The following is a 12,641-nucleotide window of genomic DNA, read 5'->3' on the forward strand; positions in this document are numbered from 1 at the left end:
TTCGTAATGATACAGGGAGGCAGCCATGCATTTATTCGACTCCGGTTATCTCGAAGAACCGTTTATAGGTTTGTGCCAGGATTACCCCAATTCTGTGGTATATCCCATTGAAAATTTTCGTATCGAATGGGGACCTATTTTCCATCGCGGACGGCTCGACGGTTCGGCGCGCGTGTTGTTGATCGGACAGGATCCGGCGCAGAATGAAGCGATTGTGCGGCGGATTTTGGTGGGCGAAGCCGGGCAGCGGATCCAGGGGTTTTTGGCGAAACTCGGTATCGACCGCAGTTATGTCATGATCAATACGTTTTTGTACAGCGTGTATGGCGCTGTTCCTGCCAAAATCAGAAAATCCGCGGCGATCGCCGATTACCGGCATCGTTGGTTAAAAGCGCTACTGACCACGCAAAAGATTGAAGCGGTGGTGACAATGGGAGTATTGGCGGATGAGGCCTGGAAAACCTGGGCGGCAACACCGGATGGCCGGAATTTTTCAGCACTGCAAGTAATGATTCCGCATCCGACCAAACCCGAAAGCGCTTCGGATGGCGATAAGCAAAAACTGCGCGATGAGACCCGAAAGATGCTAAGTCAATGGAACACAGCCTTGCAAACGCTGCATACTGCGATCCAGCATCCCGACCGCGAACAGCCCTTGATTTTATATGGCGATACTTGGCAACCGGGCGATAAGGTCGCAATTCCAGACTTTGACTTTCCGCCGGGGCTTCCGGCATGGATGCGTGAATCGGATAATTGGGCGCGCCGGGTAGGTAAAGACCTGCTTGCCAAGCGGCGGAATATCACGCTCACCGTTCCCAAAGGCGTGGTGCCAAAATGATGAATACCTTACAACGAAATCACTCGAAATCGGCCCAAAACGTTCGCGGTAAAAATCGCGAACAGCCGGTCGATCCGGCAAGCGGCGGAAAACTGGCGCTGCGAGGACGCATCGTTACGATGAACGAGTCGTTCGAGGTTATTGCGGATGGCGTGATTTACATCGAACACGGCAGCATTGCGGCAATTGCCCCGGTGTCTGCTCCGATGCCTGCGGGATTTGAGGGAATTCCGGTGATTCAAAGCGGCGGCACGATTTATCCCGGTCTGATCGAATTGCACAATCATCTGGCGTATAACGCGCTATGTTTGTGGGATGTGCCGAAACAATTCAGCAACCGTAACCAATGGTCCGGCATTCCGGAATACCGCAAGTTGATCAGCGGCCCGATGCAGATCATCGGCAAATCGCCGCAACTGGTGCCGGCGCTGATCCGCTATGTCGAATGCAAAAGTTTGGTCGGCGGCGTGACCACCAGCCAGGGTATACAGTTGTTCAGCAACGCCGGCATCCGGCGTTATTATCGCGGTATTGTGCGCAATGTCGAGCAAACGGATGAGGCGGCATTGCCCGAGGCGGATACGCGGATTGCCGATGTCGACGCCAAGGATGCGCAGCGTTTCTTTTCACAGTTGAAGAAAGCCTCATGCTTTTTGCTGCATTTAAGCGAAGGAATCGATCAAGCGGCAAGAAAGCATTTTTTGTCGCTGCAATTACCGGATGAACACTGGGCGATCACCCGGCAATTGGCCGGCATTCATTGCGCGGGGCTGACTCAAGCCGATTTTGGCGTTTATGGCCGGAACGGTGGTGCAATGATCTGGTCGCCGCTCAGCAATCTGTTGTTGTACGGCAAAACTGCCGACATCGCGGCAGCCAAAGCTGCCGGGGTGCGCATCGGCATCGGCTCCGACTGGTCGCCGTCGGGCAGCAAGAATTTGCTGGGAGAGCTGAAAGTCGCGCGGCTGGTCAGCCAGGCATCCGGAGCGGTTTTCAGCGATCGCGACATCCTCGCCATGGCAACCCGCAATGCGGCAGCGATTTTGCAATGGGAAGATGTGCTGGGTTCGCTGGAGCAGGGGAAACGCGCCGATTTGATCGTTGTTTCGCATCAAACGGACGATCCTTACGCAAACCTGCTGCAAGCGAAAGAGACCGCGATCCGGCTGGTCATGATTAACGGTGTGCCGCGTTACGGTTTGCCCGGTTTGATGCAAAGTCTGGGTGTGGCGGGTGAGACGCTGCGCATCGGCGGATTGCGGCGGGTGATTTTTCTGCAACAACAAACCGCCGATCCGTCGATGGGAAGTCTTACATTAAAATCCGCCGCGGCATTGTTGCGCAAAGCACTTTCACGTCTGCCTGAAATCGCGCGCGAACTGGAACAGCCCGCGGCAGCGCCGCGTGTGATGCTGGCAAAATTGGGCAACCAATTAGCGCAACCGCAGGAATGGACAATCGCGCTTGATGAATTGGAGGATTCCGGGATGGATTTGCGTCCACGATTGTCATTGGCTGGCGCGGTTGAACCGACCGGTGCAGTGCGCGGACTGGAGCGTGCCGCCGCGCCGCTTTCGCAGATTGTCCAGCCGTTGCCGCTGGATCCGCTGACCGTTGCCGGCGATCCGGATTTTCTCGATCGCATCGCAAACCAGAAAAACCTCCCCGGTTACGTGAAAACCGGTCTTCCAACCTTGTATTAACCGGTGTGACGATGCCTCGCAGCGGCGCTTTATTATCCCTGTCACGCGATCATCACACGGCGCTGGTTTTGGCGCGGGCCGCGCGCAAGGCGGTTGAAAGTGCGGATCCAACCGCATGTGAGGAAGTTCTGGTTAAGATAGAAGAGCATTGGCGGTCGGTGATGGCGAGTCATTTCGCACAGGAAGAACAATTGCTCCAGGCTATGAAAAATCAATTGGCGATGGAAACCATTTCGCGCATTCTGAGTGACCACGCCCTGTTGCGTGGTTTGATCGTTGAATCCAGTACGAGAGAGCCGCTGGCGAGGTTACAACAGTTAGGTGATTTGCTGGCTTCGCATGTGCGTTTTGAAGAGCGTGTGCTATTTCCGCAACTGCAACCGATTCTCGATGCGAAAATTGACAACGTTGAGCCGCTTGAACAACGTGAGGAAAACGGCTGCTGACCGGGTATTCCCGGGTTTACAGATTTTCTGTTGCGCCTGGCATCGTTCTTTCTGCTTCCCAAGCTTCGAATTAAGCCTGTTAAACAGCGATATCCATTCAAATGACCGGAATAAGCCTCCATTAAAATTAAATTCTCTCGAAATTGGATCGCAATTTGATATTTTTACCGAAGGAGAACGATATGCCGAATATTACCAATGATTATCGCGTTGACGCAGTGCTTGCCGGCAGCGATATTCGCTGGAATCCTACCACACCGGGCGGATCGACGGTGACGGTGACTTACAGTTTTATGTCGGCTTTGCCGAGCTATGCCGACCCTGCAGTGGATGGTAATAACTTTAGCGTAATGACCAATGATCAGAAAGTTGCGGTGCGCGAAATTTTAACGACGCTTGCTTCGCATTTTAATCTTGTTTTCACCGAAGTTACCGATACCGCATCAACCTACGGCCAGCTACGCTTTGGAAATAATCTGCAAACGGAATCCGTCGGTTACGCATATTATCCGGATCAGTCCACCGGTGATACCGCTGGCGATCTCTACATCAATAATGGAGCGGATGCCGCACAAACGGCGAATGTGATTAAAGGCACCAATGCCTATTCGACGTTGATTCACGAAATCGGTCATACCCTCGGTTTAAAACATCCCGGTAATTACAACGCGACCTCGTCACCCGATGATCCGGGTACGACTGAAGGGCCTTATCTGACGGGTGTGGAAGATTCGGAGTTGTACAGCATCATGTCGTACACGACGCAGAGCCAGGGGTTGGAGCGCATTAACCTCGGACCGTACGATTATGCGGCGTTGTCGTATTTATACAATGCAAAACTGGTGAACACCGGCGACGATACCTACCGGTTGACCGATCAAAGCGGCCACTTCGTTCAAACCATTTATGACGATGGCGGTGTCGATACGCTGAATGCATCCAACGTTACGGTGCCCGTTACGTTAAATCTGAACGTTGCGGCTCCCGGCACGCTGAGTTCCGTTGGAGTAACACCGGACAGTGAGCCGGCGCAGGATAATCTGTCGATAGGCCTGAATTCGGTGATCGAAAACGCCATTGGCGGTTTAAATGACGATAAGTTGATCGGCAACAGCAGCGATAACACCTTAACCGGTAACAATGGCAACGATACGCTGGTCGGGCAATTGGGTAACGATGTCTTATCGGGGGGCAATGGATTCGATATCTTCGGGCTGGCCAATGTCGGTCATTATCGTTTCCAGGATTTCGTACCCGGCGCGGATAAGGTGGCTTTCGATACCCAATTGGGACTGAACAATTTTGATCAATTGGCGCCGTTCATTACCAGCATCGAAGCTGCTGGAAACGATGTTGTCGTGCATTTTGTCGACGACATCGCCAGCATCACGTTCACCGGTGTATTGCTGCAATCGACCGCGTTATCGGTCAATGATGTAATCTTTACCGCTTTATAGCGAATGGTTTGGGAGCAGATAAAGCGGGCCTCCCGGTTGGCGCCAGAACGCTGCTTGAAAGCGCCCGCATGAGGAATAAAAACTCAGCTTTGGCGCCGCCGTATCCAAGTGCCGATACCGAGCAATCCGGCTAACAGCATCAGATATGTGGAAGGTTCCGGTACGGCCGGAATGCCCGGTCCGGAAATGAGCATATGCACATCGCGATCCGCCAACGTGTGGCCGCTGTAGAAGCCATTGGTATCAAGGATGATTTTATCGATCGGGCTGGTGCCGGGTGCAACCAGCGTGAAACCAAACACATGCTTATCCGTTCCGAAATTGCCGGTGCCGACGTCTTCATCCAGCATGGTAAAGCGTACGACCGACCCGCCGAATAGCACCGATCCGGTCCAATTGAATTGGCCATCGTGGATTGGACCGGAAGGAAAATCGTTATCGAGCGGTCCGAATACGCTGGTGACGCCAAATAAGCCTGAAAGCTGGATGGTTGCGTGCACATTGCCATTTTCAACAAACCACATATTGTCGTTCGGGCCATAGGTCAGGGTGTAGCTATAGTTATCGCCAATATGCGATACCAGTTGGAAATCCACTGCCTGAGCATTGCTTACAGCCAGCATTGCAGCTGCGCCAATAATGCCGCGACGCAACGATGTCGAAAGCCATTTTGTTGTTAAATCCATTGTTCTGTCTCCTTGCTAAATAAATAGGGTATTGCGGTGTTCAACGGGATGCCGGGCAATAATCCGTTGATTGTTCTAATAAAGAAAACGCGCCACCGCACTTTATATCGAAGTTCGCGCGAAAGTAATGGCATAACTATACTGTTTTTTTAGTACGTTTGTACTAGGGAGTGATTAATTGCCGGTGTAAAAAGGCTATCGTGCTGGCCGGTTCTAAAGAGTTTCCGGATCGCGGATTTATTGCATTAACCGGTTTGACATCGAATGGCACATTCAGTACATTCAATCCGCTTGCTGATGTGCGCTGTTTTCCAGGCGGACACATGAATCACCACGCAATGCATTGGCTTCTTCAATGCACCGCTTTCAATTGATCTCACATTGTTGTTTATGGCTTCCAAAAATTTACTGGATTGGTTCACAGCGCCGGTTATCAACCTGGGCCGGCGATTGCTGGATGCGCTTGCGCATCGGATTGCCGCGCGGCTTCAAGCCGGCATAATTCCAGCCGCGATTGCGCAGCCTGCGCCGCCACCTCTGCCGGATACGGTGATACCGCTGGATTATCCGGTTCATCCGCGGACGCGCTGGGGAAATTCCTGGGGGTTGCCGGCGCATGTTTTCTTAGAAAAAATTATTTGGCGCAACGAAAAGCCTATCATTGCGACACTCGAAACGATTGCGGGGTATCGCGAGGATTTACGCAACATCCCCGCGCGTGCGCTGGAAGATCATGACACGCCGCGCTGGATCAATGGCTGGTTGCCGGGATTGGACGGCGCCGCTCTGTATGCCCTGGTGCGTGCGCGTAAACCCGCAGTCTATTGGGAAGTGGGTTCCGGCAATTCGACCCGCTTCGTGAAACGGGCGATTGTAGACGGTAATTTGCCGACTCGCATTGTTTCGATCGATCCGTTCCCGCGAGCTGAGATTGACCAGCTTTGTGACGAAGTGTTGCGTGCGCCGCTCGAAGATATTTGCGCATTGCTGCAGGCTCGCATCTGTTCCGGCGATGTCTGCTTTATCGATTGCTCGCATCGCGCATTTCAAAATAGCGATGTGACAGTCGCCATGCTGGAATTGCTGCCGGCATTGCCGCCGGACGTGGCGATCGGTTTCCATGACATTTTTCTGCCGGATGATTATCCGCCCGAATGGGCAACGCGTTACTACAACGAGCAGTATTTGCTGGCGATGTTTCTTCTCGGCGGCCATGCCGGCATGGAAATTATTCTGCCGTCTTGGGCTGTCAGCAAACGGCCGGAACTGGCCGCTAAGATTGCGCCAATCTGGGAAGGCGCGGCGTTTGCCGAAGTTGAACGGCATGGCGATGCATTTTGGTTGCGTTCACACCCTTAGGGAAACGCTGATTAATTGACTGCGTGAGCGAATCACTTCATTGCGCGGCACTCGCTTCCTCGCCTATCTTATTGATAGGTCTCGGTTGTTGCGTTCCGTGCGCCTCGTGCTTCATCTCATTCGTTGAATTAATCAGCATTTCCTTAGGGAAGTCGCGAAGGGCTGCTGCGCCTGGTTCCGCTGCGATAAAATCGGTCAGGATTATCAGCCTTCAATGCATTGCTCAGCTTCTGAGCGCAGGCAATGGTTCGTCCTTGGGCACGAAATTGAGCGCGTAGCCGTTGTTGCACCAGCGTTCGCCACGGGGCGGCGGGCCGTCTTTAAACACATGGCCTTGGTGCCCGCCGCAACGCGCGCAATGGTATTCCGTGCGCGGTTTGATCAATTTGAAATCCAGCTTGGTGGCGATGTGGCCCGGAATCGGCTGGGTGAAACTGGGCCAGCCGGTCCAGCTTTCATATTTATGCGTGCTGTCGAATAACGGCAGATAACAAGCGGCGCAAATGAATGTGCCTTCGCGGTCCTCATATACCAGATTACTGGATTCCGGGCGTTCCGTGGCTTCCTCAAACAGGATTTCATAAGCTCTGGGCGAGAGTAATTTGCGCCATTCTTCATGCGGCTTGATGAGCGGTGTGACCGGATCGGCGGCTTCGCCAACCACGTTGCCTCGAAAACAAGCCGGAATCAGCGGCAATGCCGCCGCTACGGCAAGCGTTTGTAATACAGTGCGTCGTTTCATAAAACCTCTCCAAATTTTCGAAGATACTTGCCAGCGGATCAAACAGCAGGCTAGGGAAGCGCTGATTAATTGACTGCACGAGCAAGTTGCTTCGTTGCGCGGTACTCACTCCTTCGCCTATCAGATTGATATGTCCCGGTTGTTGCGTTCCGTGCGCCTCGCCCTTCATCACGTTCGTTGAATTAATCAGCGCTTCCCTAGAAATTCCAATAGATCATCCATCCACCCGGCATAAATTACCGGGTTTCCGCTGCATCAATCCGGCGGCGCTCCTCAAATAATGCGCGCAGATCTTTCTCCCAGTTTGTTAATTTCTCATGCATGTGCCGGCGTTGCGTTTGATTAGTGCTATTGTGCATTCGCGCAATAAAGTCACAAGTAAATTCCGTCATTCTCAATTGATAAGCGCGGTAATCAGGATCGTCTGAACGAATGGTATGCTCTAACGTGTTACGAAGAACGATGGAAGCTTGTTCAACCGGAATCAAATCTTCAACCAATTGGTTAAATATCTGCAAGGTTATTTGCTGCCGGCGTTGGCGTTCAGCTAACCATAGCTCCGGATTGAATGGTGAGGTGGCGACGCTGGTATTGATGAGTTGCCGCTGTGTTTCGGTAATATCTCCATAAAGGTTTTTAATGCGTTTAACCGTGCGCTTTATCGATGCTTTATGCCGGTCGGTAAGGTTAGCTTGTAAAAAATCGTTGCGTAACTCATCGTTATTCTTTGCAAAACGCCGCTCAATATGATGCCACTGAGTTTTGTTCAGACTCAAAACCACCGGTGTGCTGAGATGCACGGCATGGTCAATGGACGGAGCCATTAATTTTTGTAATTCATCAGACCATTGGCAAACTTGCGTTGAAGTAATCTCGCCATCGGCTTGTTCCCGCACTGCGGATAACCAATCGGCGTAATGCAACAATTGAGAGTCGCGATGCCAATCAAACCATTGGTCAATCGCGTGTTTCACTAACGATGTTTGCTCATTGTTGAAGCCGGCATAGCTATCGATCCACCACCACGTTAACTGAGGTCCATGGTTATAACTTAAGCGCAGCAGACTGCAACCGCTCAGCAGTGCAAAACAACAAAAAATAATAATTTTTCTTTTAATCATCATCTTAGAGTTCTAGGCAGCAAGTAAACAACCATTGAGTGACCAATGGTTGTTTTTTGGGGGATTGCAACCGGCAGACGGCCGATCACTGCTACCTGCTTACAGTAAATGGCACCATTAACTTTCGATGTCGGTACGATTAGCAGCAATCAATCGCCCGGCAGGAAACAAGACCGCAAACCGGCTCCCTTTGCCGACCTGACTAGTAATTTCCAAATGGGCGTCATGGCGGCTTAACACATGCTTCACAATGGCAAGTCCCAATCCGGTGCCGCCGGTTTCCCGCGAACGGCTGTTATCCACTCGATAAAAACGTTCTGTCAAACGGGGTATGTGCTCTGGTTCGATGCCGATTCCACTGTCTTGCACAAAAAATAACCCCTGACCATTATGTTTTTCCCAATTAATGCTAATTTCACCATTGCTCGGTGTGTAGCGAATCGCGTTACTGATTAAATTACTAAACGCGCTGCGCAATTCTTCTTCACTACCAAGCAATTGATCTTCAGAAGCAATATTTAATTTAATATGATGACATCCCGCACTGATGGACTCGGCATCCAATAAAATACCTTGCAGCAAGCGGACAACATTCACCGTTTTTTCTTTAATTTTATTTTGCTCATTTTCCAATCGTGACAAAATTAACAAATCTTCAATCAAATGTTGCATCCGCTCGGTTTGTTCCGTCATTAATGCCAAAGCCCGTTGATGAAATTCCGGATTCAAATGCTCATTGGACGATAAAGTTTCAAGAAAACCGCTAATGACGGTTAAAGGTGTACGTAATTCATGAGAAACATTGGCGATAAAATCACGGCGCATGGTTTCGATTTTCTCGAATCGCGTAATATCCCTGCTAATCAGTAGCTTTTGATTAAATCCGTAGGGCACCAATTGCAAAGAAATGATCAAATTCTGCATGCGTGTTTGTTTCAGAATCAATGGATTACTAAACTGACGGGCCGCTAAATACTCCACGAATGGTATCTGCCGCACCAGATAGGTGATTTGTTGACCGGCATCCAGCGATAAGTCGATCCCCAAATGCTGTTCGGCGATCGGATTGCACCATTCAATCCGATCGTTTTCATCCAGGATAACAATACCATCGGGCATCGCGGACGTTACATTTTGCATACGCTTCAGCGCAAGACTGAGCAATTCCCGGCTTTGACTATGCCGGCGGACATAGCGCGCCAAATGCGCAAACACATCATCCCAAGCACCGGAGCCGGCGGGAATGCTTCCCGGAGTGTGGTCGGATAACTGCAGCCATCGCTCCAGAATAACAAGATGACGGATATGGTGAAACACCATCCATAGCAAAATTAAACTGGAAAAGACCAAAGCTTTTACAGCTCCAAAAATCATCCAGATGATGGCGGTAATACAAACGATTAAAATAATATTAGTGGAGCGTTGCCAAATATCCGACACTTAAATCATTCCAAAATAAAAATGTTGTTAGGCACAATAAAAAACCTATTGGATTGTTTATAAAGGGAACGCTGATTAATTGGCTGCATGAGCGAATCGCATCAATGCGCGATACTCGCATCTTCGCCGATTTTGTTGATAGGTCTCGGTTGCTGCGTTCCGTTCGCCTCGTGCCTCATCTTATTCGTTGAATTAATCAGCATTTCCTAAAGTAAATACTACAAAATCACAATGCGGCTTTTAAATTTCTTCATCAGAATCTTTCTCCGGCATCTCGGACACAACCGAGAATCGATAGCCAGCGCTTCTGACAGTCTGTATCCAATTATCCATCCCGGTTATTTGCAGCGTTTTACGTAACCGCCGGATATGCACATCGACTGTTCGTTCTTCGATAAACACATGGTCGCCCCATACCCGATCCAGCAATTGACTGCGGGAATAGACACGGCCGGTATGTGCCATCAGGAAGTGCAATAGACGATACTCCGTCGGGCCCAATTCTATCTCGCGATTATTCGCAGTCACCCGATGATGGGACGGATCGAGCCGCAATCCTTTAATTTCGATAACTTCTTCAGAAGCTTCAGGAACCATCCGGCGGAGTACGGCATTAATTCGCGCGATTAACTCGCGCGGAGAAAAAGGCTTGGTAATGTAATCATCCGCACCAATTTCCAATCCCGATACTTTATCTGCCTCTTGCACGCGGGCCGTCAACATGATGATCGGAATTAAACGTGTACGTTCATTACGCCGCAACACCCGCGCTAGCTCAATTCCGCTCATGCCGGGAAGCATCCAATCGAGCAAAATTAAATCCGGCAGCGAATCATTAATCACTACCATAGCCTGTTCGGCATTTTCTGCCCGGATTGTTTCAAAACCTGCTTGCTGCACGTTAAAAATAATTAATTCCAGAATAGCCGCTTCATCTTCCACGATCAGTATTCTTGCTGCCATGAGAAATCCCGGTTTGTAATTAATGATGGATTCGAGTAATAAGTGCAATTTCCAGATTCAAAGTTAAGGGATCAGTTGTGGAATTTGACCGCTTAACTCGCAAAAGGAAAATGGCAAATGAAGCAAACAACTGGCCGAAACGGAAAGATACCAGATTTACAGTTTAAAGAAAGCAGAGCACGCGCAACAGGAGATTGCGAAGCTGATCGGCAGATCGGCGTCGACAAATAAAGCCGGGAGTCGCAACGAAATTGCGGCAAGCGCAATTACAAGGCAGAACAAGTGCATCGGTTGTGCATTGATCGTCGCAATTTAGTTGTGCTTATTACTCGGATCCGCCAAGTTAAATCAAATCAAAGCCTAAATCCTCAGTTTTTTTGTTGAATTCAACAAGTGCCGGTTAAATTAAAATTGTCTGTTTAAAAATGACAAGGTAAACTTTCAGTGATTTCTGCGAGTTAGTCGTTACAGACAGAAATTTAATTTTAAAACTGTACAAAGGGGGTTTTGATGAGAAACATTGTTAAATTATCTTTGGTGCTTGCAGTATTTTTCCTTTTCTCGTCTCATGCAGTTGCCCAAGATAGTTATTTCAATAACTCGGGTGAAAGATTTGTAAGTGGAATTGCAAATGTTGCCACTGGGTGGGTGGAGTTGCCCAAGAATATTGCGTTAACAGGCCAAAGAGACGGGCCGGTCTATGGCATTACGGTTGGTTTGGCGACCGGTCTTATGCATACTGTCGGACGCACGCTGGTTGGCGGATTGGATGTTGCGACATTCTGGCTTCCTTTGAAACCATCCGTGAATCCGCCTTACGTATGGGAAGATTTTTCCAGAGAGACTTCCTATTGATGCGGAATTGTGACAACGGATAATTGACGGTTTGTTACAAAAAACGGATTAACAAAAATGACCTTCTGATCGATGACAGAAGGTCATTTTTTTAGCATGGCGTTAATTGAAATTGCCTGGATTAGCGCTGAGCTTGCAGTGCAGCAATTCTTTCTTCCAGCGGTGGATGTGACATGAATAACCTCATCAAGCCGTTGCTGCCGCCGGAAATTCCAAAAGCAGCCAACTGATCGGGCAAAGCCGCTTGCTCATGTACCCGTTGCAGGCGCTGCAACGCAGCGATCATTTTTTCTCTACCCGCCAAACTTGCACCGCCTGCATCGGCGCGGAATTCGCGTTGGCGGCTGAACCACATGACAATAATACTGGCCAGAATGCCAAGAACGATTTCAGCAATAATCGTGGTTACCCAAAAAGCCGGTCCATGGCCTTCCTCATTCTTGAATACCGCGCGGTCAATGGTATGGCCGACCACACGTGAGAGGAAGATCACGAAGGTATTGACCACGCCTTGGATGAGCGCCAATGTCACCATGTCGCCGTTTGCGATGTGACTGACTTCATGCGCTAGTACGGCTTCCGCTTCATCCTGGCTCATGTTGTGTAATAGCCCGGCGCTGACCGCAACCAAGGCATCGTTTCGTGACATGCCGGTGGCAAACGCATTGACATCCGGTGCTGGGTAGATGGCTACTTCCGGCATGCCGATTCCAGCCATTTTCGCTTGACGCTGTACCGTACTGAGTAACCAATGTTCTTGCGCATTTCTTGGAATCTCGATGACTTGCGCACCGGTAAAACGTTTGGCGGTCCACTTGGACATCGCCAGCGACATGAATGAGCCGCCAAAGCCGAAAACCGCGGCGAATACGAGCAGTGAATTAATATCCAGTCCGGCGCCTTGCTCATCCAGGATTCTTTCAAAACCTAATAAGCGCAATGTGATGCTTAAAACAACAACAATCGCTAAGTTCGTTGCCAAAAAGAGAAATATTCTTTTCATTGTTTTGCTCCTAAATATCTAGAAA

General features: G+C 49.9%; 13 protein-coding genes. 7 read left to right on the top strand and 6 right to left on the bottom strand.

Annotated elements, in window-relative coordinates; all coding sequences use genetic code 11:
* The first annotated feature begins 25 nt into the window (after window positions 1-25).
* From RBH92_RS06010 to RBH92_RS06025, 4 genes are all read left to right on the top strand, one after another.
* The gene (locus RBH92_RS06010) at window positions 26-841 is read left to right on the top strand and encodes a uracil-DNA glycosylase family protein (protein ID WP_307933705.1); all 816 of its coding nucleotides are present in this window, start codon (window positions 26-28) and stop codon (window positions 839-841) included.
* Window positions 838-2,544: an amidohydrolase family protein gene (locus RBH92_RS06015; RefSeq protein WP_307933706.1), complete on the top strand. Its 1,707-nt coding sequence runs from the start codon at window positions 838-840 to the stop codon at window positions 2,542-2,544. The genes RBH92_RS06010 and RBH92_RS06015 overlap by 4 nt, the downstream gene beginning before the upstream one ends.
* A gap of 11 nt (window positions 2,545-2,555) precedes the next feature.
* Window positions 2,556-2,990, top strand: a complete 435-nt coding sequence (locus tag RBH92_RS06020) for a hemerythrin domain-containing protein (protein ID WP_307933707.1) — start codon at window positions 2,556-2,558, stop codon at window positions 2,988-2,990.
* Between the two features lie 182 nt (window positions 2,991-3,172).
* Window positions 3,173-4,447, top strand: coding sequence for a M10 family metallopeptidase C-terminal domain-containing protein (locus tag RBH92_RS06025; RefSeq protein ID WP_307933708.1), 1,275 nt, complete (start codon window positions 3,173-3,175; stop codon window positions 4,445-4,447).
* Between the two features lie 83 nt (window positions 4,448-4,530).
* Here the strand turns inward: RBH92_RS06025 and RBH92_RS06030 are convergent, their stop codons facing one another.
* Window positions 4,531-5,133, bottom strand: coding sequence for a PEP-CTERM sorting domain-containing protein (locus RBH92_RS06030; RefSeq protein WP_307933709.1), 603 nt, complete (start codon window positions 5,131-5,133; stop codon window positions 4,531-4,533).
* A gap of 390 nt (window positions 5,134-5,523) precedes the next feature.
* Between RBH92_RS06030 and RBH92_RS06035 the strand changes: the two genes are divergently transcribed.
* The gene (locus tag RBH92_RS06035; RefSeq protein WP_307933710.1) at window positions 5,524-6,492 is read left to right on the top strand and encodes a class I SAM-dependent methyltransferase; all 969 of its coding nucleotides are present in this window, start codon (window positions 5,524-5,526) and stop codon (window positions 6,490-6,492) included.
* Window positions 6,493-6,715: 223 nt separating this feature from the next.
* Here the strand turns inward: RBH92_RS06035 and msrB are convergent, their stop codons facing one another.
* The 4 genes from msrB to phoB all read right to left on the bottom strand — a co-directional run bounded on the left by msrB (window position 6,716) and on the right by phoB (window position 10,758).
* Entirely contained in the window at window positions 6,716-7,234 is a 519-nt protein-coding gene (gene msrB, locus RBH92_RS06040) for a peptide-methionine (R)-S-oxide reductase MsrB (RefSeq protein ID WP_307933711.1), read from the bottom strand.
* 236 nt (window positions 7,235-7,470) lie between these two features.
* Window positions 7,471-8,358: a DUF6279 family lipoprotein gene (locus RBH92_RS06045; RefSeq protein WP_307933712.1), complete on the bottom strand. Its 888-nt coding sequence runs from the start codon at window positions 8,356-8,358 to the stop codon at window positions 7,471-7,473.
* A 114-nt stretch (window positions 8,359-8,472) separates the two neighbouring features.
* A complete protein-coding gene (phoR, locus tag RBH92_RS06050; protein WP_307933713.1) occupies window positions 8,473-9,795 on the bottom strand; it encodes a phosphate regulon sensor histidine kinase PhoR in 1,323 nt (440 codons plus the stop codon).
* A gap of 240 nt (window positions 9,796-10,035) precedes the next feature.
* Window positions 10,036-10,758 (bottom strand): phosphate regulon transcriptional regulator PhoB, encoded by a 723-nt coding sequence (gene phoB, locus RBH92_RS06055; RefSeq protein WP_307933714.1) that lies wholly within the window; start codon window positions 10,756-10,758, stop codon window positions 10,036-10,038.
* Between the two features lie 154 nt (window positions 10,759-10,912).
* On the opposite strand from phoB, the gene RBH92_RS14965 reads away from it, so the two are divergent.
* Both RBH92_RS14965 and RBH92_RS06060 read left to right on the top strand, forming a co-directional pair.
* Window positions 10,913-11,074, top strand: coding sequence for a hypothetical protein (locus RBH92_RS14965; RefSeq protein ID WP_374049966.1), 162 nt, complete (start codon window positions 10,913-10,915; stop codon window positions 11,072-11,074).
* Between the two features lie 194 nt (window positions 11,075-11,268).
* Entirely contained in the window at window positions 11,269-11,613 is a 345-nt protein-coding gene (locus RBH92_RS06060) for an exosortase system-associated protein, TIGR04073 family (protein WP_307933715.1), read from the top strand.
* Between the two features lie 121 nt (window positions 11,614-11,734).
* On the opposite strand, the gene htpX is transcribed toward RBH92_RS06060, so the two are convergent.
* Complete coding sequence (gene htpX / locus RBH92_RS06065; protein ID WP_307933716.1) at window positions 11,735-12,616, bottom strand: protease HtpX; 882 nt, start codon at window positions 12,614-12,616, stop codon at window positions 11,735-11,737.
* Window positions 12,617-12,641 lie beyond the last annotated feature (25 nt).

The sequence above is a fragment of the Nitrosomonas sp. sh817 genome, assembly GCF_030908545.1.
Classification (GTDB): domain Bacteria; phylum Pseudomonadota; class Gammaproteobacteria; order Burkholderiales; family Nitrosomonadaceae; genus Nitrosomonas.

What these genes read in the sequence shown, in the direction of transcription:
- RBH92_RS06015 (WP_307933706.1), top strand. Translation starts at nt 838, where the DNA reads ATGATGAATACCTTACAACGAAATCACTCGAAATCGGCCCAAAACGTT.
- RBH92_RS06045 (WP_307933712.1), bottom strand. Translation starts at nt 8,358, where the DNA reads ATGATGATTAAAAGAAAAATTATTATTTTTTGTTGTTTTGCACTGCTG.
- RBH92_RS06030 (WP_307933709.1), bottom strand. Translation starts at nt 5,133, where the DNA reads ATGGATTTAACAACAAAATGGCTTTCGACATCGTTGCGTCGCGGCATT.
- RBH92_RS06010 (WP_307933705.1), top strand. Translation starts at nt 26, where the DNA reads ATGCATTTATTCGACTCCGGTTATCTCGAAGAACCGTTTATAGGTTTG.
- RBH92_RS06020 (WP_307933707.1), top strand. Translation starts at nt 2,556, where the DNA reads ATGCCTCGCAGCGGCGCTTTATTATCCCTGTCACGCGATCATCACACG.
- htpX (WP_307933716.1), bottom strand. Translation starts at nt 12,616, where the DNA reads ATGAAAAGAATATTTCTCTTTTTGGCAACGAACTTAGCGATTGTTGTT.
- RBH92_RS06060 (WP_307933715.1), top strand. Translation starts at nt 11,269, where the DNA reads ATGAGAAACATTGTTAAATTATCTTTGGTGCTTGCAGTATTTTTCCTT.
- RBH92_RS06025 (WP_307933708.1), top strand. Translation starts at nt 3,173, where the DNA reads ATGCCGAATATTACCAATGATTATCGCGTTGACGCAGTGCTTGCCGGC.
- phoB (WP_307933714.1), bottom strand. Translation starts at nt 10,758, where the DNA reads ATGGCAGCAAGAATACTGATCGTGGAAGATGAAGCGGCTATTCTGGAA.
- msrB (WP_307933711.1), bottom strand. Translation starts at nt 7,234, where the DNA reads ATGAAACGACGCACTGTATTACAAACGCTTGCCGTAGCGGCGGCATTG.
- RBH92_RS06035 (WP_307933710.1), top strand. Translation starts at nt 5,524, where the DNA reads ATGGCTTCCAAAAATTTACTGGATTGGTTCACAGCGCCGGTTATCAAC.